The organism is Salinimicrobium sp. 3283s, assembly GCF_039602225.1.
Lineage (GTDB): Bacteria > Bacteroidota > Bacteroidia > Flavobacteriales > Flavobacteriaceae > Salinimicrobium > Salinimicrobium profundisediminis.
In genome coordinates this window covers 398,968-423,932 of record NZ_CP143631.1, presented here as the reverse complement: position 1 = coordinate 423,932, position 24,965 = coordinate 398,968, and the positions used below count along the sequence as shown (strand labels likewise).

General features: G+C 42.1%; 16 protein-coding genes. 9 read left to right on the top strand and 7 right to left on the bottom strand.

What is annotated here, in order from left to right; all coding sequences use genetic code 11:
- Window positions 1-6: 6 nt before the first annotated feature.
- Window positions 7-1,875, bottom strand: coding sequence for a DUF389 domain-containing protein (locus VS868_RS01845; RefSeq protein ID WP_266070630.1), 1,869 nt, complete (start codon window positions 1,873-1,875; stop codon window positions 7-9).
- Window positions 1,876-2,034: 159 nt separating this feature from the next.
- On the opposite strand from VS868_RS01845, the gene pyrR reads away from it, so the two are divergent.
- From pyrR to VS868_RS01820, 5 genes are all read left to right on the top strand, one after another.
- The gene (gene pyrR, locus VS868_RS01840) at window positions 2,035-2,577 is read left to right on the top strand and encodes a bifunctional pyr operon transcriptional regulator/uracil phosphoribosyltransferase PyrR (protein ID WP_266070632.1); all 543 of its coding nucleotides are present in this window, start codon (window positions 2,035-2,037) and stop codon (window positions 2,575-2,577) included.
- Between the two features lie 2 nt (window positions 2,578-2,579).
- A complete protein-coding gene (locus tag VS868_RS01835; protein WP_266070634.1) occupies window positions 2,580-3,506 on the top strand; it encodes an aspartate carbamoyltransferase catalytic subunit in 927 nt (308 codons plus the stop codon).
- Between the two features lie 2 nt (window positions 3,507-3,508).
- A complete protein-coding gene (locus VS868_RS01830) occupies window positions 3,509-3,841 on the top strand; it encodes a ribonuclease Z (protein ID WP_345598995.1) in 333 nt (110 codons plus the stop codon).
- Window positions 3,842-3,869: 28 nt separating this feature from the next.
- Window positions 3,870-4,778 (top strand): ribonuclease Z, encoded by a 909-nt coding sequence (locus tag VS868_RS01825; protein WP_345598994.1) that lies wholly within the window; start codon window positions 3,870-3,872, stop codon window positions 4,776-4,778.
- 174 nt (window positions 4,779-4,952) lie between these two features.
- Window positions 4,953-5,453 carry a CAP domain-containing protein gene (locus VS868_RS01820; RefSeq protein ID WP_266070637.1) on the top strand — a complete coding sequence of 167 codons (501 nt, stop codon included), beginning with the start codon at window positions 4,953-4,955 and terminating at the stop codon, window positions 5,451-5,453.
- A gap of 378 nt (window positions 5,454-5,831) precedes the next feature.
- Here VS868_RS01820 and VS868_RS01815 read toward each other — a convergent pair whose 3' ends face one another.
- From VS868_RS01815 to VS868_RS01800, 4 genes are all read right to left on the bottom strand, one after another.
- Window positions 5,832-7,643 (bottom strand): OmpA family protein, encoded by a 1,812-nt coding sequence (locus VS868_RS01815; RefSeq protein ID WP_345598993.1) that lies wholly within the window; start codon window positions 7,641-7,643, stop codon window positions 5,832-5,834.
- Window positions 7,644-7,728: 85 nt separating this feature from the next.
- Window positions 7,729-8,634, bottom strand: coding sequence for a type IX secretion system membrane protein PorP/SprF (locus tag VS868_RS01810; RefSeq protein WP_266070639.1), 906 nt, complete (start codon window positions 8,632-8,634; stop codon window positions 7,729-7,731).
- A gap of 9 nt (window positions 8,635-8,643) precedes the next feature.
- The gene (locus VS868_RS01805) at window positions 8,644-17,178 is read right to left on the bottom strand and encodes an HYR domain-containing protein (protein ID WP_345598992.1); all 8,535 of its coding nucleotides are present in this window, start codon (window positions 17,176-17,178) and stop codon (window positions 8,644-8,646) included.
- Between the two features lie 28 nt (window positions 17,179-17,206).
- Window positions 17,207-17,713, bottom strand: a complete 507-nt coding sequence (locus VS868_RS01800; RefSeq protein WP_266070641.1) for a hypothetical protein — start codon at window positions 17,711-17,713, stop codon at window positions 17,207-17,209.
- 495 nt (window positions 17,714-18,208) lie between these two features.
- Between VS868_RS01800 and pdxH the strand changes: the two genes are divergently transcribed.
- Genes pdxH through VS868_RS01780 form a run of 4 tightly spaced genes read left to right on the top strand, consistent with a single transcriptional unit; the run spans window position 18,209 to window position 22,355 of the window.
- Window positions 18,209-18,853, top strand: coding sequence for a pyridoxamine 5'-phosphate oxidase (pdxH, locus tag VS868_RS01795; protein WP_266070642.1), 645 nt, complete (start codon window positions 18,209-18,211; stop codon window positions 18,851-18,853).
- A gap of 2 nt (window positions 18,854-18,855) precedes the next feature.
- Window positions 18,856-19,341 (top strand): histidine phosphatase family protein, encoded by a 486-nt coding sequence (locus VS868_RS01790; RefSeq protein WP_266070643.1) that lies wholly within the window; start codon window positions 18,856-18,858, stop codon window positions 19,339-19,341.
- Window positions 19,342-21,450 carry a polyphosphate kinase 1 gene (gene ppk1 / locus VS868_RS01785; RefSeq protein WP_345598991.1) on the top strand — a complete coding sequence of 703 codons (2,109 nt, stop codon included), beginning with the start codon at window positions 19,342-19,344 and terminating at the stop codon, window positions 21,448-21,450. It abuts the gene before it with no gap.
- Window positions 21,447-22,355, top strand: coding sequence for an ethanolamine ammonia-lyase reactivating factor EutA (locus tag VS868_RS01780; protein WP_266070645.1), 909 nt, complete (start codon window positions 21,447-21,449; stop codon window positions 22,353-22,355). Before ppk1 ends, VS868_RS01780 begins: the two co-directional genes overlap by 4 nt.
- Here VS868_RS01780 and VS868_RS01775 read toward each other — a convergent pair.
- A complete protein-coding gene (locus VS868_RS01775) occupies window positions 22,342-22,923 on the bottom strand; it encodes a tRNA-(ms[2]io[6]A)-hydroxylase (protein ID WP_266070647.1) in 582 nt (193 codons plus the stop codon). The two genes, VS868_RS01780 and VS868_RS01775, sit on opposite strands and share 14 nt — an antisense overlap.
- On the bottom strand, window positions 22,923-24,866 hold the full coding sequence (locus tag VS868_RS01770; protein ID WP_345598990.1) for a DNA polymerase III subunit gamma/tau: 1,944 nt from the start codon (window positions 24,864-24,866) through the stop codon (window positions 22,923-22,925). The genes VS868_RS01775 and VS868_RS01770 overlap by 1 nt, the downstream gene beginning before the upstream one ends.
- Window positions 24,867-24,965: the final 99 nt, after the last annotated feature.

The following is a 24,965-nucleotide window of genomic DNA, read 5'->3' as shown; positions in this document are numbered from 1 at the left end:
CAAAGATTAAAATTCCATGGCCGAAACTACCTCGAGTCTTACAGGCTGGTCTATTTTCTTTTCAATTTCCTTTTTAACTTCCTGTATACGTTGAGGCGCAATATCTTGAGGGCCTACCAGCCGCAGTGATACTACCATGGGTGAACCGAATCTTATGCGCACATCTCTCAAAACCACATTCTGAATTGTTGCGCCTTCAAGAGCACGGGTGATATTGGCCTCTTGCATAATCCTGTCAAAAGAAAGGGTGAGGGGAACAGCCACCAGAACTACGATGACGAGGGTATAAACGAGTCCCATTTTTGCCCTTTTAAAGGGGGCAAAGCCCAGAAATAGGAAAGTGAGGCCTCCAAACAATATAATGCCCGCAAGGTTTGTGGCATATAATAAAATTGCACCCGAAAATACTTCCCAATCCCACCAGCCAATACCAATCCCGGCTACCGCAAGTGGCGGAACTAATGCAACTGCAATGGCTACTCCTGCCAGGCTTTTTGCAATGCCTTCATTGGCGTGGGCATAAGCTGCCGCAATACCCGATGATACTGCAATTCCCATATCAAGTAAAGTAGGGGAGAGCCTGGCTTCAATTTCGGGGGTGAGTACTTTAAGAGGGATCACAAGACTTACCCCCGCAGCAAAAGCGAGCGAAACCAGGGTGCCGGCGGTAATGGTGACAAAACTTTCCTTTAACATAGGTACATCATATCGCACCATTCCCATAGAAAAGGAGACAATAGGCGATATTACCGGTGCCAGTATCATAGCGCCAATAATTACCGGTGAGGAATTCCCAAAAAGCCCAAAAGTTGCAATAAGGGTAGATAAGATCATCATCACCATGAAAGAGGTGCTTATTGTCGAGTTGTTTCTAAGTACCTTAAACAGGTCCTGGAATTGCTCTGTGCTGGCACGGGGCAGGATTGGCAGGCTCCTTTTAATGAGTTCCTTTCGGGTTTCCCCTGTTGGCAGTCCTTCAATTTTTATACTTTTTCTTCCGTTTTCCTTTTCGGTTTTATCACTGTAAACACTTTGCTGTTTAAGAATAAGCGTTTGTTTAAGAACTTCAATATTGAGTTCTTCAGCTTGTTTTTTCTCTCCATCAATGGTGTAATCAACGGGTTCTTTCCCGGCCACCTGCAGGTTTGAAGTTTTTATTTTTCCGATGAAAGAAGGGAGCTTGGTGAGCGTCTTTTTGCTAGGCACAAGACTTCTAAGGAAGAACCACAACAGTACCATAAGGTTTTGCGGTGCAAGTACGAAAGCCTGAAAAGCCCCGTCGTTTATAGAGCTTTCCTCAAGCAGGCGTTTTGAAATTAGAGAACTCGATGCATGTTCTACTACAATAATTCCTAAAGCAGAGGTGTGAATTACCTTTTCTCCGTCTGTACTTATTTGATAGGAATGGTGAGAAAGCGAGGAAGCTTTGCGAATATTGCGAATAATATTCACCACCTCCTGAAAAAAGTTCTTTTTGCCGTGCCTTTGGGAAAGTAAAAAGATGTCTCCAATATTTATGGAGCTAAAAACTGGTATGTCGTTACAAAACAGGAGGTCAATATGATAAGGGTTATCACACTCGGTAAATTGAGTGATCACGTCTTCAATATCTTCTGAAACTCCCAGCCCTTTTGAGGTGAATTTATTTTCGGGATGAGGTAAGATGGCAATAGGCCATTTGTTTTTTGCTGCCACGGGAATGATCTCTCTCAATGCAGAATCGGGCAAAAAAAGGAGAAGGCATGAATCTGCGTCAATATCGAATTCTTTGTCCAGCGGAAAAGACACCGGTTCATATTCAATGTTCTTTAAAACCGGGAGGATATTTTCCTCTACAGATTCTTTTTCCTGGGATTCGTGTAAGAGGTAGAGCATTAAATTTTTACTGCAAGATAAACTTTAATTTGCCTATTTCTGAAGAAGGAAATTATAAAAAACTCTTTATTTATAGGTGTAGCCTAAATTTTATTTGATCCTTGCAGATGCAGTTCTCACAAAAAAAATCATACTTTTGTTATGTTAACTTCAGTTATTATGAGCCAAAAAGTGTTGCTTGCTTCAAAAGAAATGAACATCATTTTACAACGTTTGGCCTGCCAGTTGATTGAAAATCACGATACCTTCAAAGATTCGGTGATCATTGGTATACAACCACGGGGTGCTTTTCTCGCAAACCGCATCTATAAGATCCTTAGGGAAGACTATGGTATTACCACGATTAAGATGGGGCAGCTGGATATCACTTTTTACCGGGATGATTTCAGAAGAAGCGATAAACCTCTTGAGGCCAATAAAACCCATATAGATTTTGTAGTAGAAGATAAGCGGGTGATCTTTGTGGATGACGTGCTTTATACCGGAAGGAGCATTAGGGCGGCACTTACCGCGGTGCAATCTTTTGGAAGGCCACGTGAAATTGAGCTTCTTACGCTCATAGACCGCAGGTTTAGCAGGCATTTGCCCATTCAGCCCGATTATAACGGGAGACAGGTAGATGCTATAAATGAGGAAAAAGTTAAAGTGAACTGGAAAGAGAATGAAGGGGAAGATGCCGTATACCTTATTAGTAAATTATAAACATGAGTGAACTAAGTGTTAAGCATTTACTGGGGATAAAATACCTGAATAAAGAAGATATTGACCTCATATTTGAAACCGCCGATCATTTCAAGGAGGTGATCAACAGGCCCATCAAGAAAGTACCTTCCCTTCGTGATATTACCATAGCCAATTTATTTTTTGAGAATAGTACCCGAACCCGGCTTTCTTTTGAGCTGGCCGAAAAAAGGCTGAGTGCCGATGTGGTAAATTTCTCGGCGGCCTCTTCTTCAGTAAAAAAGGGGGAAACCCTTATAGATACTGTGAATAATATCCTCTCTATGAAGGTAGACATGGTAGTGATGAGGCATCCAAATCCCGGCGCAGGAATTTTTCTATCAAAACATGTAAATGCCAGTATCATCAATGCCGGGGATGGAGCGCATGAACATCCCACCCAGGCTTTGCTGGACAGTTATTCCATTCGTGAAAAGCTGGGCGAAGTGCAGGGTAAAAAAGTTGTGATAGTAGGTGATATTCTGCATAGCAGGGTAGCCTTATCAAATATTCTGGCATTAAAACTACAGGGTGCCCAGGTAAAAGTTTGCGGCCCTTACACCTTACTTCCTAAATATATAAGTTCGTTAGGGGTAGAGGTAGAACCAAACCTGCGCAAGGCTCTCGAATGGTGCGACGTGGCAAATATGCTGCGGGTACAAAATGAAAGAATGGACATAAGCTACTTCCCCAGTACGCGGGAATACGTGCAGTTGTTCGGATTAAATAAAGAACTCCTCGATTCCCTTGGCAAGAAGATCGTGATTATGCATCCCGGCCCAATTAACAGGGGAGTGGAGATAACCAGTGACGTGGCAGATTCCGATCAGGCTATTATCCTTGATCAGGTGCAAAATGGAGTGGCTATTAGAATGGCAGTGATCTATCTCCTTGCGTCAAAAATTAAATAGTTATGAAAATAACAGAAAAGGAGACTTATAAAATATTTGAAGACGAAAAAGATGATGTGACCCGGTTTGCCGCATTTTTGGATAGTATTCATCCAAAGTTTAAAGATGACAATGTGGTGATAGATATCTTAAAATATGGGGAGCTGCGGCTTGATGAACTCCTAAAGTTCCTGGAGCTTTCAAATAGGCATAGAGAGGGAAACAGGTCTTTTGTTATTGCAAACGATACGATTAACATAGACCAGGTACCCGAGGAACTGCTGGTAGTGCCCACCCTCACAGAAGCCGAAGATATTATACAAATGGAAGAGATTGAAAGAGACCTGGGATTCTAGGTCTTTTTAATTTTAAAGACCCCGAGACATGAAATTGACCGTGCTGGGCTGTTATGCGGCTACACCAAGAACTTTTACAAATCCTACCTCCCAGGTGCTGGAGATCAACAATGAAGTTTTTCTTATTGATTGCGGAGAAGGGACTCAGGTGGAATTGCGCCGGCACAAGATCAAGTTCGGAAAGATTAAACACGTTTTTATTTCCCATCTTCACGGCGATCATTTTTATGGTTTGATTGGTCTAATTTCAACTTTTATGTTGTTGAACCGAAAAACCGAACTCCATATCTACGGCCCCAAGGGCATAAAGGAGATCGTGCTGCTGCAACTTAAATATGCTAACTCCTGGACCGGCTATCCGCTTTATTTTCATGAATTATCTTCTACCGGGCCTCAGGTAATTCTCAACACCCGTAAAGTTACTGTAGAGACCATTCCTTTAAAGCACCGCATTTATGCTAATGGGTACCTCTTTCGGGAAAAGCCAAAACCAAGGAAGCTGTTGATGGAAGAAGTTGAGAAGTACAATATTGATGTAGCTTATTATAAAGGCATCAAAAAAGGTAAAGATGCTGTTCTTGAAGACGGCCGAATCATCCCCAATGTTGAGTTGACCGAAGATCCCGAACCTCCCGAAAGTTATGCCTTTTGCAGTGATACTTCCTATACTCCCTCGCTGGCTGAGCAATTAGAAAATGTTACGGTGTTATACCACGAATCTACTTTTCTCGAGGAACACGCATATCTTGCTGCGCCCACGGGCCATTCTACTGCACGAGAAGCAGCTGCTATTGCCAGGGCGGCTAAGGTTTCTCATCTCGTGCTGGGTCATTATTCCACCCGTTATGAATCTATAGAGGCATTTAAAAAGGAAGCTAATGAGGTTTTTGACAGCGTGCATCTTGCCGATGATGGCAAAGTTCTTCGCTTTGAATAGCTGCACTTTATCGATCTAATACGTCTTTTATCTTCAGAGTTTTAGCGCTATTTTTGTAGGGTTTGGAACCCTACTGTGTTAAATTTACCTTAATTTGTGTAGTTCATCGATTAAATGGTTTGTTAATCGGAAATAATTCTTAATTTTCCTATCCCAAACCTACTGACTACCATTATGAAGAATTTAACCTACTTGACATGGTTAATGTCTATTTGTGCGATTACTCTTACATCTTGTTCCAAAGAAAGTGTAGATGAAGTAGAATCGGCCAACCTCACCACTAAACTCGCTCCTGTTAAATATTCCTCAATTGAACTTGATGTACTCGAGCTGGTCAACGCCTACAGGGAACAAAATGGATTGAACAGTTTATTATACCTGGATGAAGGATCCCTCGAGGCTGCCGGTCATAATAAACATATGATTGAAGACGATGAGGTATGTCATCATTTCTTCGGAAGCAGATACCAGTCACTTGTTAAATCGGTTAATGCCAAGGCTGTGAGTGAGAATGTTGGGTTTGGTTATAGAACTGCCGAAGCTGTAGTTAATGCATGGATTAAAAGTGACGGCCATCGTGAAAATCTTGAAGGTGATCACACTCATTTTGGCATCTCGGTAAAGGAAGGAAAAGATGGTAAATTCTATTTTACCAATATTTTTGTAAGAAAGTAATAGTAAGATTTCATATCATAAATAATTTACGGTTGGTTAGGAGAGCCTGTCTTAAAATTTATTCAAGACAGGCTCTTTTTTTTATAGGCTAACCTTAAGGTAGATTATCATTTTATAGAATCACTCTAAGCTTCCTTTTCTTCTACTTCTCAAGCTACATACAAGCCATTTACTTTTTCTGAAGAGGGTAGCGTGCCACCTTAATTTCCCGAAGGTATAGTACAAGAAAAGAGGCTGTCAAAAAGCCTCTTTTTGTTATCCTTTCGGTTCTTTTAACTTCTGATGTTCAGATTTAAAAGAATCTGAAAAATTACTTTCAGAATAACATTTTAGGAGCTTATAAGACAGCCTCTTTAATGGTTGGTTAGTTTGGTCGATCTATTCCATTTTAACCACTTTAAAAATGGATCTTCTGTTCAATTGGTGTTGAACTTCATTACAATTATTACAGTCTATCTCTGGCTGCTCTTCTCCATAACCTTTGTAAGTTACAATTCTTTCGGGAGCTATACCGTGTTGGACCAGGTAATCATATGTAGACTGGGCCCTTCTTTCTGCAAGGCGACGGTTATATTCAAGAGATCCTCTCCTGTCTGTATGTGAGCCAATTTCAATAACCAGTTCAGGGTAATCATTTTTCATCAGGTTCACCAGCTTATCCAGTTCGGCGGCAGCATCTGGGCGAATATTGTGCTTGTCAAAATCAAAATAGATCTTGTTAATTTCAGCTAAATATTCCACATCATTAACAGGCGACAGTTCGATATCGTAAACAAGTTCGGTTTGGTCATCCATCTCAAAAGTGTTTACTGTACCCAGTTTTTGGTCGTATTTAATATGTTTCGCTTCAATAGGATATTTAACATCTCTGCGAATTTCCAATTCATAATACCCAACACTGTCAGTCTTTAAAAAAGCTATTTGTTGCTCGTTTTCATCCATTAAGCGTACGGTTGCGTTGGCGATAGGTTTCCCATTTATAGAGTCGGTCACTGTTCCTTTTAGCACTAAAGGTGCCAACACACTTAGCTGGTAAATGTCATCACTTCCCTTTCCGCCGGGTCTGTTGGAAGCCACAAATCCTTCAGAAATATCTTCGGAAGAAATTGTAAAAGAAAAATCATCGAGATTGCTGTTGATGGGTTCCCCCAGATTGTAGATTTTTTCCTGATTTTGAAGATCTACTACAAAAACGTCCAGTAGGCCATAGCCTTTATGTCCGTCAGAAGAAAAGTAGAGCTTGCCATCTTCAGCAGCAAAAGGGAAAACCTCATTTCCGGGAGTGTTTATTTGTTTTCCAAGATTTTCGGGGGTTCCAAAAATGCCATTTTTGACACTGACTTTATAAAGATCCGATCCTCCAAATCCTTCAGGAGCTTCCGAAGCAAAATAAAGGGTTTGTCCGTCCTTCGAAAGGGCTGGATGGCCCACCGAATAATTGTCGTTATTAAACGGTAGCTCTTCAATATTCGTCCATTCCCCGTTTACCAAAGAAGCTTTGTAGATCTTAAGGTGATTAACACCTTCGCTGTCTTTTTTGCCGTTTTTATTGTTGATGTAATTATTGCGGGTAAAGTACATGGTCTTTCCATCTTTGGAGATCACCAGCGGACCTTCATGCCTTACGCTGTTCACTTCTCCGGAAAGCGATTCCAAAATGCCATTTTTGGAAGGTATGGAGTAAATATCCAGAAAAGGTTCACCGTTCCAGTCATAGATTTTAGGATTCCTGGCATCTTTGGCCCTGGCTGAAGTGAAATAGATGGTCCCGTTGCCTTTGTATGCACCAAAATCACTGAATTCCGAATTAAAATCGGCATTTTTAAGCCTGAAGGTTTCCAGTCCCGGGTAAATTGCAATTTTCTCCTCGTTAAGGAGGTCTTCTACCAAATTCTCATTTTTTCCCTCTTCAAGGTACTTTTTGAGCCACTGCCTTGATTCATCATAACGGCGCACGCCGCGTAAAGCCTGGGCATATTTGTAGTAATATTCGGGAGATACGCCGGGTTGCTCAACAACTTTAGCGTAAAGTGGCGCTGCATTTTCGGGATCCCTCAACAAAAAGTAACTATCGGCCAGCTTTCTTTGATTGTGTTCAACCTTATAGTCCTTTTCCAGCAGATCTTTGTAAACATCTATGGCTTTCGCATAAGCGAAACTTTCATATAACCTGTCTGCTTTTTTTTGCATGCCCGACTGAGCCGAAAGGAACAGGGACTGACAGATTAAAAGGAGGAGTAAACAGTAGTTTTTTTTCATCATCCTGGTAGTTTAATTAAAAGAACCTTGGGGATCTATATTTGGTGTTTTGTCTTCGGAATTCATATATCAACAGGATCTCGTGGGTGCCTGAAGTATAGGGCTGTAAGTCAGAAACAGAGTATTCATAGGCATACCCAACCCTAAAGGAAGGAAGGATTTGAAAATCAACAAATCCGCCTATGGCATCATCCAGCCGGTAATTTGCCCCCAGGTACACTTTTTCGTCATAAATGAATGTACTGGAAATATCTACAGAGAGCGGGGCTCCATTTGTCGCTTTCAGCAAAGTACTGGGGCGAAGCTTCCAGCTATCGTTGAGATCAAACACATACCCACCGGTTAAATAGTAATGCACCTGTTCAAGGGCTACATATTCGCTTTTTATGTTATTATCATTATTTAGCAGCTTTGGTGCAGAAAGCCCTACATACCAATCTTGAGAAGAGAGGAATAGCCCGGCTCCAAAATTGGGTGTCCACCTGTTAAATACATCATCATTAAAAAATGGATCATCTACATCTTGCAGCAAATCTTCATCTAGGTTGTAGTAGCTCATTCCGGCTTTAAGTCCAAAAGATAAAGTAGTGAGGGCATTCACATTGATGGTGTAAGAAAAATCTCCATACGCATAGGTGTAATTCTCATAACCGGCTTTGTCGTTGATCACCGAAACCCCAAGCCCAATTTTTTCGTTGCGAAGAGGGGAGTGGATAGACAGGGTCTGCGTTTGCGGTGCCCCTGCGAGTCCTGACCACTGACTCCTGTGAAGCCCAACTACCGAGAGAGCATCTCTATTTCCAGCATAAGCAGGATTTATCGAAATAGTGTTGTACATGTACTGCGTAAATTGTGGCAGCTGCTGTGCATTGGCACATACACCAATAAGTAGAAGAATTATGACGGGGTAGATTTTTTTCATGTTCATCGATTATTTGGTTCCTAAGTAGATATATCCCTGTATTGGTTCAAGTCCACTTTGTTTTATCTCAACAATGTAATAGTAAGTTCCTGCAGGTAATTGATCTCCGGTTATAGAGTTACTTGAACTTCCATCCCAGCCATCAGTATAATTACTTGATTTATAAACTTTATTCCCCCAGCGGTTAAAGATTTGAACAGCATAAGTGAAGCCACAGTCAATACCTTTCCCTACTTCAAATTTGTCATTAATGTTATCTCCGTTTGGAGTTACAGTTTTGGAAATGCTGTTTCGCACATCTTCTATTTCACAGGGAAGAACAATACAGTCATCGTTAATGCTAACCTGTACAGTTGTAGTTGCAGTACAGCCACCTTCGTTGATCACATAATCAAAGCTGTATAATCCCACCTGAAGTAGGCCCGGATCTATTGTTCCATTTTGTAGTGCACCTGTTTGATTGCTGTCTACCCAGGTTCCGTTCTCGTTGTATTCTCCTATTAAAAGATCAGAGAGTTCAAAAATGACATCTTCAGTACAAAGGTCTGCAGTGGTAGTTTCAATTACAGTTGAAGTTGGATTTATATTAATAGTTTGTGTAAACACCGCCTCATTCCCTGCACAGTCAGATGCGAACCAGGTTCTGGTGATTACAGAGCTTCCGTTTTCCCCGTCGATTGTATTCTCATCAAACTCCACAGTAACCTCAGGAGAACAATTGTCGGTAAAAGTTAACTCTGGTGTTGCGGGGATTTCCTCACAGCTAATGTTGATCACTTCCTGAAGTTCGTTCGCCAATGTTGGTGCCGTATTATCTTCTACGGAAATGATCTGCGTATGGGAAATAGCATTTCCGTTATTATCAGTTGCAGTCCAGGTTCTGGTTAAAATATATTCTGAAGCACAATCTGAAGCGACCATTTCTTCGGAAAATTTCACGTTCACCCCGCAGGCATCGGTCGCAGTTAAAGTAGCTGCTGCCGGAACCTCGTCACATTCTACAGTTGCATCTGAAGGTAAAGCTGAAGCCCATACCGGCAACTCATTATCAGTTACAGTTACATCAAAGCTACAGGTAGCAGTGTTTCCTGAAGCATCTTCCACCTGGAAGGTCACAGTTGTAGTTCCAACTGGGAAAACTGAACCAGAAACCGGACCTGCAATCTGGGTCACATTTATGTCACCTGAATTGTCAGAACCTTCCGGAGTTGTAAATTCTACTATAGCACCACAAATTCCTGTATCAACATTTACGTTAATTGGAGCAGGGCACTCAAGGGTTGGATCTTCATCATCAGTAATAGTTACAGTAAAACTACAGGTGGCAGTGTTTCCGGCAGCATCGGTCACTACAAAAGTGTTGGTAGTGGTTCCTAATGGGAACTCACTTCCTGAAGCTAAACCTGCTGTTTGTTCAACAGTAAAGGAACAATTATCGGAAGCTACAGGTGCATCGTAAGTAACAACTGCAGTAGTTCCATTTTCACCTACAGTCTCAGAAATGTCATTTACACAAACAATTTCGGGAGCGATGTTGTCAACCACATTCACAGTGAAAGTAGTGGTCACTTCATTTCCTGAAGCATCGGTCGCAGTGTAAGTCACTTTAGTTTCACCTAGTGGGAATTCACTTCCTGAAGCTAATCCTTCAGTTAGTTCTACAGTAACACCTTCACAATTATCAGTGGCAGTCGGTAGTTCGTATTCAATCGTAGCTGAACAAGAATCCACATCTACATTCTGAGTGATATTAGCAACTGAAGTAATTTCAGGAGCTTCATTGTCAGTTACAGTTACTTCAAAGCTGCAGGTTGCTGTGTTTCCTGAAGCATCTTCCACCTGGAAGGTCACAGTTGTAGTTCCAACTGGGAAAACTGAACCAGAAACCGGACCAGCGATTTGGGTAACAGTCACGTCACCAGAATTGTCAAAACCTTCCGGAGTGGTGAATTCAACCACAGCGCCGCAAATTCCTGCATCAACATTTACATTGATAGGAGCAGGACACTCAAGCGTTGGATCTTCATCATCGGTGATCACTACATCAAAGCTACAGGTAGCAGTGTTTCCGGCACCGTCGGTTACAACAAAAGTGTTGGTTGTAGTTCCAAGCGGGAATTCAGAACCAGAAGCCAATCCGCCGGTTTGTTCAACAGTGAACTCACAGTTATCAGAAGCAACAGGTGCGTCAAAAGTCACAACGGCAGTTGTTCCGTTTTCGCCTACAGTGTCAAAAATGTCATTTATACAGGTGATTTCAGGAGCGATGTTGTCAACTACAGTCACAGTGAAAGTAGTGGTTACTTCGTTTCCTGAAGCATCGGTCGCAGTGTAAGTCACGGTAGTTTCTCCAAGCGGGAATTCACTTCCTGAAGCTAAACCTTCAGTTAAAGTTACAGTTACTATGTCACAATTATCAGCTGCAGTCGGTAGTTCGTATTCCACAGTAGCAGAACAGGAATCCACATCTACATTCTGAGTAATGTTGGCCACTGAAGTAATTTCAGGAGCTTCGTTATCTTTTACAGTCACATCAAAGCTACAAGTTGCTTTGTTTCCTGAAGCGTCTTCCACCTGGAAAGTCACAGTTGTAGTTCCAACTGGGAAAACTGAACCAGAAACCGGACCAGCGATTTGGGTAACAGTCACGTCACCAGAATTGTCAAAACCTTCCGGAGTGGTGAATTCAACCACTGCGCCGCAAATTCCTGCATCAACATTTACATTGATAGGAGCAGGACACTCAAGCGTCGGATCTTCATCATCAGTGATCACTACATCAAAGCTACAGGTAGCAGTGTTTCCGGCAGCATCGGTTACAACAAAAGTGTTGGTAGTGGTTCCTAATGGGAACGCACTTCCTGAAGCCAAACCGGCGGTTTGTTCAACTGTGAAAGAGCAATTGTCCGAAGCCACAGGTGCGTCGTAAGTAATAACAGCAGTTGTTAAGCCTGAAGCTACAGTGTCAAAAATGTCATTTACACAGGTAATTTCCGGAGCGATGTTGTCCACCACAGTTACAGTGAAAGTAGTGCTTACTTCATTTCCTGAAGCGTCAGTCGCAGTGTAAGTCACTGTAGTTTCACCCAGTGGGAATTCACTTCCTGAAGCTAATCCTTCAGTTAAAGTAACTTCCACACCTTCGCAATTATCAATTGCAGTCGGTAGTTCGTATTCCACAATTGCAGAACAGGAATCCACATCTACATTCTGAGTAATGTTGGCCACTGAAGTAATTTCAGGAGCTTCGTTATCTTTTACAGTCACATCAAAGCTACAAGTTGCTTTGTTTCCTGAAGCGTCTTCCACCTGGAAAGTCACAGTTGTAGTTCCAACTGGGAAAACTGAACCAGAAACCGGACCTGCAATCTGGGTCACAGTCACGTCACCTGAATTGTCAGAACCTTCCGGAGTGGTGAATTCAACCACAGCGCCACAAATTCCTGCATCAACATTTACGTTAATTGGAGCAGGGCACTCAAGCGTCGGATCTTCATCATCGGTGATGGTTACAGTAAAGCTACAGGTAGCAGTGTTTCCTGCACCGTCGGTCACAACAAATGTATTTGTTGTTGTTCCAAGCGGGAATTCACTTCCTGAAGCTAAACCTGCTGTTTGTTCCACAGTGTAAGAGCAATTGTCCGAAGCAACAGGAGCGTCATAAGTCACAACTGCAGTAGTTCCATTCTCGCCTACAGTCTCAAAAATGTCATTTGTACAGGAGATTTCAGGAGCGATGTTGTCCACCACAGTCACAGTGAAAGTAGTAGCCACTTTGTTTCCTGAAGCATCGGTCGCAGTGTAAGTCACGGTAGTTTCACCTAATGGGAATTCAGATCCTGAAGCTAAACCTTCAGTTAAAGTTACAGTAACACCTTCACAATTATCAGTTGCAGTTGGTAGTTCGTATTCAACCGTAGCTGAACAAGAATCCACATCTACATTCTGAGAGATATTGGCAACTGAAGTAATTTCAGGAGCTTCATTATCAGTTACAGTTACATCAAAGCTACAGGTTGCAGTGTTTCCTGAAGCGTCTTCCACCTGGAAAGTCACAGTTGTAGTTCCAACTGGGAAGACAGAACCAGAAACCGGACCAGCGATCTGGGTCACAGTCACCTCACCTGAATTGTCAGAACCTTCCGGAGTTGTAAATTCTACAACAGCACCGCAAATTCCTGCATCAACATTTACATTGATAGGAGCAGGACACTCAAGGGTTGGATCTTCATCATCGGTGATGGTTACGGTAAAGCTACAGGTAGCAGTATTCCCGGCACCATCAGTCACAACAAAAGTATTGGTTGTTGTTCCAAGCGGGAACTCAGAACCTGAAGCTAAACCTGCTGTTTGTTCAACTGTGAAAGAGCAATTATCTGAAGCAACAGGCGCATCGTAAGTAATAACAGCAGTTGTTAAGCCTGAAGCTACAGTGTCAAAAATGTCATTTACACAGGTAATTTCCGGAGCGATGTTGTCCACCACAGTTACAGTGAAAGTAGTGCTTACTTCATTTCCTGAAGCGTCAGTCGCAGTGTAAGTCACTGTAGTTTCACCCAGTGGGAATTCACTTCCTGAAGCTAATCCTTCAGTTAAAGTAACTTCCACACCTTCGCAATTATCAATTGCAGTCGGTAGTTCGTATTCCACAATTGCAGAACAGGAATCCACATCTACATTCTGAGTAATGTTGGCCACTGAAGTAATTTCAGGAGCTTCGTTATCTTTTACAGTCACATCAAAGCTACAAGTTGCTTTGTTTCCTGAAGCGTCTTCCACCTGGAAAGTCACAGTTGTAGTTCCAACTGGGAAAACTGAACCAGAAACCGGACCTGCAATCTGGGTCACAGTTACGTCACCTGAATTGTCAGAACCTTCCGGAGTGGTAAATTCTACAACAGCGCCACAAATTCCTGCATCAACATTTACGTTAATTGGAGCAGGACACTCAAGCATCGGATCTTCATCATCGGTAATGGTTACGGTAAAGCTACAGGTAGCAGTATTCCCGGCACCATCAGTCACAACAAAAGTATTTGTTGTAGTTCCTAATGGGAATTCACTTCCTGAAGCTAATCCTGCCGTTTGTTCAACAGTGTAAGAGCAATTATCAGAAGCCACCGGTGCGTCGTAAGTCACAACGGCAGTTGTTGAGCCAGAAGCTACAGTGTCAAAAATGTCATTTGCACAGGTGATTTCCGGAGCGATGTTGTCCACCACAGTTACGGTGAAAGTAGTAGATACTTCATTTCCGGCTGCATCGGTTGCAGTGTAAGTCACTGTAGTTTCCCCTAGCGGGAATTCAGATCCTGAAGCTAAACCTTCAGTTAAAGTTACTTCAAATCCTTCGCAGTTATCAGTGGCAGTCGGTAGTTCGTATTCTACAATTGCAGAACAGGAACCTACATCAACATTCTGAGTAATATTTGATACTGAAGTAATTTCAGGAGCTTCGTTGTCAGTTACAGTTACATCAAAACTGCAGGTTGCAGTATTTCCTGAAGCATCCTCGACCTGGAAAGTCACGGTTGTAGTTCCGACTGGGAAAACTTCTCCTGACACTGGACCTGCAATCTGGGTCACAGTCACCTCACCTGAGTTATCAAAACCTTCCGGAGTGGTGAATTCTACAACAGCACCGCAAATTCCTGCATCAACATTTACGTTGATTGGAGTAGGGCACTCAAGGGTCGGATCTTCATCATCAGTAATAGTTACAGTGAAGCTACAGGTAGCAGTGTTTCCGGCACCATCGGTCACAATAAAAGTGTTGGTAGTGGTTCCAAGCGGGAACTCAGAACCAGAAGCCAAACCGGCGGTTTGTTCCACAGTGTAAGAACAGTTATCAGAAGCAACAGGAGCATCGTAAGTAACAATAGCAGTAGTTCCACCAGAAACTACGGTGTCAAAAATGTCATTTGTGCAGGAGATTTCAGGAGCGATGTTGTCTTCAATAATCACTTTTTGAATTGCAGTGGTTTTGTTTCCACTTTTATCTGTGAAGGTCCAGGTTATGCTATGTGTTCCCTGTTCAGTGTAAGAAACAGGATCTGTTGTGGTTGCAGTAAGATCCCCGTCGCAATTATCGGTAGTCACGGGAGCTTCAACATCGGCAGCACATTGTGCAGTCATGTCCTGTAGGCTTATGGCTTCAGGCGCAGTAGTGTCTTCGACCTTAATGACCTGTTGTACTTCAACGCTTCCGCATTCAGAAGTTATTCTGAAGGTCCTTGTAATAACAGTGGGTAAAGTACTTTCAAGATTGTCAAAATATTCAACTTTTTGGATATCTTTTTCCGAAGTAATTGTACCACCAAGGCTTTCAAAAACATTTTGAGTAATAGCAGTCAGCTGAGTGGAATATCCGGGAATTGTGGAGCTTTCAAATTCAGTTCCGCAGCCTTCAATCTCTATATTGGAGGGTGGCGTTGCTTCAGGTTTACCGGAAATACTTACGGTAATTGTAGTTTTGTTAGGGCTTATACAGCTTAAAGATTCCCCTTCGGCTACGTAATAGGTAAATTCTCCTGCTTCTAAAGTAGATGGAGTGATAGAACTTTGAGGCTCACCATCTTCCGAAGTATAATAGAAGAGCGAATAATTAGATTTACTTGGCGTGGCAGTGAGCGCAACCGCTTCTTCGTTAATACAATAGGAGATATCTTCGGCTGCAGGGATTGAAGTGATTTCGTCAATGGTAATACTGAAGGGAATGTAACAGGAATTTGAGCCTTTTAAAATGGCGTAATATTCTGTAGTTCCAGCAGTAGCAGGGAAATTTCCTGTAATTTGAGTAGAGCCTGAAGTCACAGGATAGCTATCGTAAAACCTACTGCCCTGAGGGAAATACGACTGAATGTCACTCACCGAAAATCCGCTTTGGGTATCGCAGGTTGAGAAACTCAGCTCGTCGGGGGTCGCCTGACAATTATTCTGAATGAAATTTGATGCATCAATGTCGATAAGCAACGGACTGGTAATGGGTTGCATTTCACAGGTGCCGTTGTTCTGGTACCCCTGAATTAGGCCTTTATCTGTGAAGGTGGCACCCGTAATTGCCCCTTTTCCACTTAAAGTACCTGTAAAAGGAATTTGGAATTGATGCCCGCAGCTGGAGTTTTTAAGAATGGCACAATCTTCAGTAACCTTAAAATTGAGGTTTAGGTTCCCCAGGATGTTACTCCTGTCGGCTGGAAGTTGAAGCGTACCAATACTCCATATTATAGAACCATTTGCCCCAAGTGAAGGGTCATAGGTTACATTGTTGGGAGACGGAGCCTGCCCGTTAAAATGGGTTTCGTTCCCCACATATTCCAGGTTGAAAGGTACCGGAATGATAATTTTCGCATTTTCAATTTCTTCGGAACCCTTATTGTAAAGGTCTATATTATAAGTAATTTCTTCACCAGGTACTGCAGTTGTCTGGCCAATAGAGGTAACAGCTTCAAAATCGGGCGTGTAAGCGTCTACAGACATCGCCATGTTAAGAATGATGTAAGTGTCTTGTGTAGAACCATATCGGAAAGTAGTAGAAGTCTGGTTGTTTCCAATCACCTGGTTGTTCTGGTTGTCGATATTAAACATGCTGATGTCAACACCGGTATTGTTAAGGCGGTTTGGATTTCTGGCACCGCTGGTTTGTATGGAAGAATTAAAGAAGTTATCGGTAGAGTTCAAACTGTGACTTAGCGACTGCCATGAATTTCCATTTCTCTTTTTTATGCTGAAGTAATCCCCGCTAATTCCTCTATCGCCTTCACCGGCCATCATCCCAAGCTTCATGTTAATATCCCCGGCCTGGGCAGTATTAAATCCTGATACAGGAATTTCATACTGGCGGGTCGCATTACCCTGCACATAAGCATACCCATTAAAAACAGTAACGTCCCGCAAGTTCATTTGCTGGTTCTCATAGATCACGATCATTCCCCAGCCGCCATAATAACCGGTAGAACCACCATTACCTTCAGAAACAGCCATATCGGCCACCCAGTATTCACCGGTACCTCCTGCTTTGACAATGTCGGTTACTTCGGCATAAGCGGCATACATATTATTGTCTCCCGGAACATTATAGGTAATAGCCTGTATATCTTGATAAGAAGAGCCAGGCCCCCTGAACTTTACTTTGCTTTTTTTGTAGTTTGGCACATTATCACTGGTTCTTCCGGTCCAATACAGTCCTGCAAAAAGTACGTTTGAGCATTCGGGACTGGCGCCATTTTCGTTAGAAAATGTAAGAGTGGCACTAGATGAATTGGAAGTATTTCCAACCTCATCGGTATCTACTTCCACCATGTAGTTGTTACTATTCATCCTCTCATTAGAGTAATCCCACAACGTCATGTTGGTATTCCCTATCATGGTAAAATCCCCCTTGATATTGTAGATCTTCCTGTTGGGAGAGTCTTCCGAAGTTGTCTGAATAAAAGGCTGTCTTACCTGGGCACTCATTTGAAGTACTGAACCAAATAAAACAAGGAACAGGGTATAAAGGTTCCCGGGGTTTATTGCAGAAAATTGTTTTGCGTATTTTTGTTTCATAATGCCAAATTTTGGTGCCAGCGTCGTCTTATTCGGGGGTTGAGATTATATACAGGACCTTCAGGTTCCCAATATTCGAGAACATGTTTTCAATCCTTGTTGTACTACATTCAAAAGTGCACTCCACAAAAACATATTCAAGGTTTTCAAAACCCTGCAGCCTGCTTAAGTCAAAAGATGCATTGAAGTCTGCTTCACTTTCTATTTTCATTTTCAAAAGCTTCACATTATTAAAACCGGGATTGGCAGTAGAAAGCCTGTTGAAGTTGCCCGCACTTAATTCTGCTTTCACAGGAGCTTCTTCCCCTAAAATCTTGTACCCCGAACTTCCAATAAAAATGGTAGGGTTTAGGTCGTAGATCAAGCCTGAAAGCTCTTCGACATCATTTTTGCTAAACTGGCCCGAAGAGGTAACAGGTGAATTTAAGAGTTCACCAAAGTTTACTGCTGTATTTTGACTTAAGGCACTAAAAGATGCCGAAAAACAAAGGATGGTGAGTCCGATAATTTTACTAAAGGTTATATTCTTGATCATAGAATTGTATGTTATAATTGAAAAGAAAAAGGGAGCCATAGGTTGAAAGGAAGGAGTGAATATCTCCTGTAGGTGGTAGCCAAAGCTTGTAGGTTTTTTTTGAGGTTATAAATAAGTTTTGAAATAGATCTGGGGGGGAGGAATCTTATTTCTGAGGTAAATGTATTTTCTAATTTCTGTTAAAAAAAGAAAATTCAAATGTTTTAGATGTAGTGTGAGGTTTTACGGACAAACTGCACACGGACAGTAAATTATAGCAGGGATTAAGAGGGGTGTTGATTATATTTAATACTGCGTTATCTTTAATATAACTGTGAAATAAGTAAGAAAAATAATATTAAAAACATCTTATATTTTTAGGGGGTTATCCCATGAAATTAATGGGATGAAAGGAAAATTGAAGCCAGGTTTTAGAGTCAAATAATTCTTACAGGATTTGCCATTTTTGACCCTGTGTACTGGCGTTGTAAAACCTATATTTTGTAAATTGGCAATATGAAAAATAAGCTTCACGATTACCGTAAACTCTATCAGAAACATGAGTTACTGGAAGAGGAAATCCCTAAAGATCCCTTTGAATTATTTCATGTTTGGATTAGGGAAATTGAAACAAACAAAGAAGTTGACGAAGTCAATACAATGAACCTCTCTACCGTTGGGCTGGATGGTTTTCCCATGTCACGCGTAGTGCTTCTTAAGGAATATGATGACGAAGGATTTGTGTTCTACACCAACTATGAATCTGAAAAGGGTAGATCTATAGCTAAAAATCCCCGGGTTTGTCTTTCTTTCTTCTGGCCAAAATCTGAACGACAGGTGATGATAAAAGGGCTGGCTGAAAGAACTTCTGAAGAAGAATCGACTACCTACTTTCATTCGAGGCCACGTGGCAGCCAACTGGGAGCCTGGGCTTCGCAGCAAAGTTCTGTAATTCCTTCCCGCGAATACCTTCAGAAAAAACTGGAGCTTCTTGAAGAGGAGTTTGACGGAAAAGATATTCCAAAACCTGTATATTGGGGAGGTTATAAAGTCATACCTTCGGAATTCGAATTTTGGCAGGGCAGGCCAAACCGCCTGCATGACCGTATCTATTACAGTAAGGAAGGAGAGGCATGGAAAATGGATAGATTAGCACCATAATTATGAAAAAACTGATTCTTGTTAGACATGGTAAATCTTCATGGAAAGAAGATTTACCCGATGCTGAACGCACTTTAAAAAAGCGGGCCTTCAAAGATGCCGGCCTGGTTTTGAATGCCTTTTCAGGTTTCCGGGAAAAACCATTGAAGATATGGAGCAGTTATGCAACGCGTGCGCTAGATACCGCCAGGATCTTTCAGAAAAGACTGGAGGTTGAAGACAAAGATTTTAAAGTTAAGAAGGAGCTTTATACTTTTGATGCCAAAACACTTCTAAACATTATTACTTCATGTGAAGATGATGTGGATTCTCTTATGGTGTTTGGTCATAACCCGGCGATTACGGGGGTTGCAAATCAATTAGGAGATCAGCATTTCTCTAATGTGCCCACTACAGGATTATGCGTGATAACATTTGAAGCTGAAAAATGGCAGGAGATAAAAGACGGGCAAACAATTTTATACCTGTTCCCAAAGAATTTAAGATAAATGGAAGAAAATCAGTACATCAACAGGGAGTTGAGTTGGTTGCAGTTTAATGCAAGGGTGTTGCAGGAAGCTGCAGACAAAACAGTGCCATTGATTGAGAGGCTGAGATTTCTTGGAATCTTTTCAAATAACCTCGATGAGTTCTTTAAGGTAAGGTATGCTACAATTAAACGGATTGATCTCGCCGGAAAAGGCGGAAAGAATGTTTTGGGAGGAATAAAAGCCAACCAGCTTCTTGAAGAGATCACCGAAATTGTAATTGAGCAGCAAAGCCAGAGTTTAAAGATCCTGGATGCCATTCAGAATAAGCTGAAAGATCACAATATCTTTATTATAAACGAGAAGCAGGTTGCTAAACCTCAACAGGCTTTTCTTAAAAATTTCTTCCTTCAAAAGGTGAGTCCTGCCCTGGTAACCATCATCCTGAACGATCTTGATGAATTACCACGGTTAAAGGATAGCGCGGCATACCTCGCCGTAAAGATGACCATGAAAGATCCCGTTCCAAAAAGGGCAAATTCGGGCGTGCTTCCAAATCATGCGAAAGAGAAGAAATATGTACTTATAGAAATACCCCGGAGTATTGAACGCTTTGTTGTGCTCCCAAAAGATGGAGACAGGCAGTACATTATTCTGCTCGATGATCTTATCCGCTATCATTTGCATTCCATTTTCAACATTTTCGAATATGAGAGTGTCACTGCTCATATGATCAAAATTACCCGCGATGCAGAACTTGATATTGACAGTGATCTTAGTAAATCCTTTATTGAAAAAATTTCGGAAAGTGTAAAAGACCGTATTGAAGGGGAGCCGGTGAGATTTGTGTACGACATGAATATTGATCAGGACACCCTTCAGTATCTTATGAGTAAGATGGGTATTGATGCGACCGACAGTATTATACCCGGCGGGCGTTACCACAACAGGCGTGATTACATGAATTTTCCCAGCCTGGGGGGAGAAGAGCTGCAGTATAAACCGTATGAACCCCTGCCAATTCCGGGGTTGATCTTACAGGGTAGCTTGTTTAAAGAGATCGCAAAAAAGGATTTCTTGTTGCACACTCCTTACCAGTCTTTTTCCTATACCGTAAAGTTCCTGAGGGAAGCAGCACTTGATCCGGCAGTAAAATCAATCAAGATCACCATTTATCGCCTGGCTAAGATCTCTCACATAGCAAGTTCATTGGTCAATGCGGTCAAAAATGGGAAAAAAGTAACTGTACAAATCGAACTTAGAGCGAGATTTGATGAAGTGGCCAACATTAAATATGCCGAGCAACTACAGCAGGAAGGTATCAACCTCATTTTTGGGGTTAAAGGTCTTAAAGTGCATTCTAAAGGATGTGTTATAGAGAGACTTGAAAATGAGAAAATGATGCGCTACGGCTTTATAAGCACCGGAAACCTGAATGAATCTACTGCGCGGGTATATTCCGATCTCACACTTTTTACAAGTAATCAAAGCATACTCAAAGAAGTCAATAAGGTGTTCGACTTTTTTGAGGTAAATTACAAGGTGAGCCGGTACAAACATTTACTGGTCTCGCCACATTATACCCGTAGTGGTCTTGTTAAGTTAATTCAGACAGAAATTGACAACGCCAAAGAAGGAAAACCATCGGGAATCAGGTTAAAATTAAATAGTTTATCTGATTATTCTCTTATTGATAAGTTATATGAAGCCAGCAGGGCAGGGGTGAAAATGAAACTTATTGTACGTGGGATCTGTTGTCTCGTGCCCGGCGTAGAAGGGATGAGTGAGAATATTAAGGTGATTAGCATTGTAGATAAATACCTGGAGCACCCAAGGATCTATATTTTTGAAAACGAAGGAAATCCGAAAGTGTATATATCATCGGCAGACTGGATGACGCGGAATATGGATTACAGGGTTGAAATAAGCTGCCCTATTTATGATAAGACTATTCAAAAAGAGTTAATAGAAACTTTTGAAATTTGCTGGAGCGATAATGTCAAGGCCAGGGTGATTTCTATTAAGCAGGATAATGCTTACCGGCGCAATAACAAGCCGGCCCTAAGGTCGCAATTTGCATTATATGATTATTATTTAAAAAAACTGGAAACCGAAAAAGAGAAAGTTTGATCAACCAAAGAAAGTTTGCAGCCATAGATATTGGATCTAACGCAGTGAGATTGTTAATAATGACAATCACCGAGCAGGAGCACAGAGAACCCATCTTCAAGAAAACCTCCCTTGTGCGGGTGCCAATAAGGCTGGGAGCTGATGTGTTTCTTACTAAAAATATTTCCGAAGAGAATATCAAACGTATGGTTGATACCATGCAGGCTTTCAAATTGTTAATGCAGTCGCATAAAATAGAGAAGTTCAAGGCCTGTGCCACCTCGGCCATGCGGGAATCTGAGAATGGGGAAGAAGTGGCGCAGCTTATTCTGGAAAAAACCGGAGTAGAGATCAATATTATAGATGGTAGCGATGAAGCTGCGATCATTGCCGCGACCGATCTTCATGCGCTCATCCAGACAGATAAAACCTACCTGTATGTTGATGTAGGAGGTGGGAGTACCGAATTTACGCTTTATTCAAAAGGAAAGACCGTTGCTTCCCGTTCATTCAAACTGGGAACAGTAAGATTACTTGAAAACATGGTTTCGCAGGAAGTATGGGATGAGGTAGAAGAGTGGATCAAGAAGATTACCCGTAACTACACAAAGATCGATCTTATAGGCTCAGGTGGAAACATCAACAATATCTTTAAAAGTAGCGGTAAAGCCAATGGGAAACCTCTTAGTTTCCTATATCTGAGCTCTTATTATCAACTTTTGCAATCTTTTACCTACGAAGAACGCATCACCGAGCTTAACCTGAATCAGGATAGGGCAGATGTGATAGTGCCGGCTGCAAAAATATATCTCTCGGCTATGAAATGGACACGCGCCCGAAGGATCTATGTGCCTAAAATAGGACTTTCAGATGGGATTATTAAATCTCTGTACCAGGAGGCGCTGGAAGAGGCTAACCGTGCATAGTTTCCTTTTTGCCAAGCTCTTTCATGATTTCGGCCTCAAATTCAAGCAGATTTTGCCATTTTTGGTCCACTTCTTTGCGGTCTCCATATTTCCGGGCAAAATTGAGAAACATCGTGTAATGATTGGCTTCACTTACCATTAAGCTGCGGTAGAACTCCGCCAGTTCTTTGTCTTCAAGGTTTTCTGAAAGTAACCGAAAGCGTTCACAGCTGCGCGCTTCAATTAATGCGGCGTAAAGTAGACGGTGCGTAAGGTTTGTAAGTCGGCTTCCGCCCTTAGGGAAGAAGGTTAGCAGCTTTAACACGTATTCATCTTTTCTGTCTCTGCCCAAGGTTAGCCCCCGTTCCAGGATACGATCGTGAACCATTTTAAAATGGCCCATTTCCTCTCTCGCCAAAGCAGTCATAGCCGTGACAAGTTCTGAATATTCCGGGTGGGTAACAATAAGGGAGATGGCCGTTGAGGCTGCTTTTTGCTCACAGTAAGCATGATCTGTAAGGATCTCCTCAATATTCTTTTCAACAATATTGACCCATCGTGGGTCTGTGGGTAATTTTAGACCTAACATTATATATCTAAATCAAATGTGGAACGTAATTTTTCGATAAGCGGGTTTTTCTCCCTTAGTTTCTCGAATTTTTCAATGGGCGTAAAAGCAAATTTCTTTTCAGCTTTTTCATTTACGGTAACCTTCAGTTGAATGTGGGTATTCTGAAGCTTTTCCTTCAAAAAGCCCATTAAATGATACTGCACTTTCTCCAGCTCAAGTTTCATGGTCTCGTTGGGAAGTTCAACACAAATATTCTTGCCCATCAAAGCAGGGGTGTCTGTTTGCATGATCGAAGCCAGGATCTTTTCCCCTTTATCGTTCTGCTCTTCGCTAAATTCCTGCCAGGCCGCCTGCATTTGTTCTTCTGTGAATTTGCCATTTTTGACAACCTCCTCTTCAGTTTTAGCCTCCCGCTTTTGAGCTTCCAGTTCTTTTTTCTTCTGAATACTCTTCAAAGAAAGCCCCGACACCTTTTTTGCAGCAGGTTGTTCAGCTGTAGCTGTTTTTTCTTCGGAATCTTTTACGGCTGTTTCTGCGGAAGAAACATCGGGAGAAACGTAGGTTGCAGCAGCATTGCTATGATCAGGTTTTTCTTCGGCTGAAGTTTCAGTGGCTGAAGGTGCAGCTGCATCATCTGAAGTTTTTTCTTCGGCTGAAGCTTCAGGTGCAGGAGTGTCTTCCTTTTTAAGTTCGGGAGTTACGGGAGCACAATCGGCAGCAGCCCCGGCCGGTGCCGGTTTTGGCAGCTGTGCTTCAGTGGGTGCAGCCGAATCTCCTTTAGCGTATTCGTTATTGACAATTACTTCTTTCTCCTTGGAAGAAAGCTTAAGTGCCGGAGCGGGAATGGGAGCTCCGGTAAAATGGTTTGGCGGAATTATGTAGCTGCTATCCTTTTTTTTTTCGTCGCTAAAAGTGACTGAGGCTAGTTGCATGAGGCAAAGTTCCACCAGCAGCCGTTGGTTTCGGCTGCTCTTGTACTGTAAATCACACTGGTTGGCCAGTTCTATGCCCTTCAGAAGAAAAGAGGAAGAAGCTTCCTGAGATTGTTTGTAGTATAAAGCTTTTGTATTGTCTCCTACTTCAAGAAGATTTATAGTCTTGGGATCTTTACACACCAAAAGGTCTCTAAAATGTGACGCCAGCCCCGCAATAAAATGATGCCCGTCAAAGCCGTGGCTCAAGATTTCATTGAATAATAAAAGTAGCTGCGGAATGTCATTTTTGAGAATTAAATCTGTAGCAGAAATATAGGTGTCGTAATCAAGTACATTCAGGTTTTCGGTAACTGCCTGCCTGGTGAGGTTTTTACCACTAAAGCTCACTACCCTGTCATAAATAGAAAGCGCATCTCTCATGGCACCATCCGCTTTTTGGGCAATGATGTGCAGCGCGTCATCATCGGCTTCTACGCCTTCCTGTTCTGCAATGTAACCCAGGTATTCTTTGGCATCTTTTACCGTTATCCTTTTAAAATCAAATATTTGACAACGGGAAAGAATAGTAGGGATGATCTTATGCTTTTCGGTAGTTGCCAAAATAAAAATGGCGTGCCTTGGCGGCTCTTCAAGCGTTTTAAGGAAAGCGTTGAAGGCTGCCTGAGACAGCATGTGCACCTCATCAATAATATACACCTTGTACTTGCCAACCTGGGGCGGAATCCGCACCTGGTCAATCAAATTCCGGATATCGTCTACCGAGTTGTTTGAAGCGGCATCGAGTTCAAAGATATTGAAAGCAAAATCTTCATTGGGATCCTGGTTCCCGTCCTGGTTGATCTTTTTGGCAAGAATACGGGCGCAGGTGGTTTTCCCCACCCCACGCGGACCGGTAAAAAGAAGTGCCTGTGCCAGGTGATTATGTTCAATGGCGTTGAGTAGCGTGTTGGTAATAGCCTGCTGGCCCACAACATCTTTAAAGGTTTGAGGACGGTATTTTCTGGCCGAGACTACAAAGTGTTCCATTGAAATGTTTTAGATGCACAAATATAAAAATACAAAACCGAAGCCGGGAATTATCACCGGGTTTTTATCCACAATTACCTGTTTACTTGCTTAAGTGAA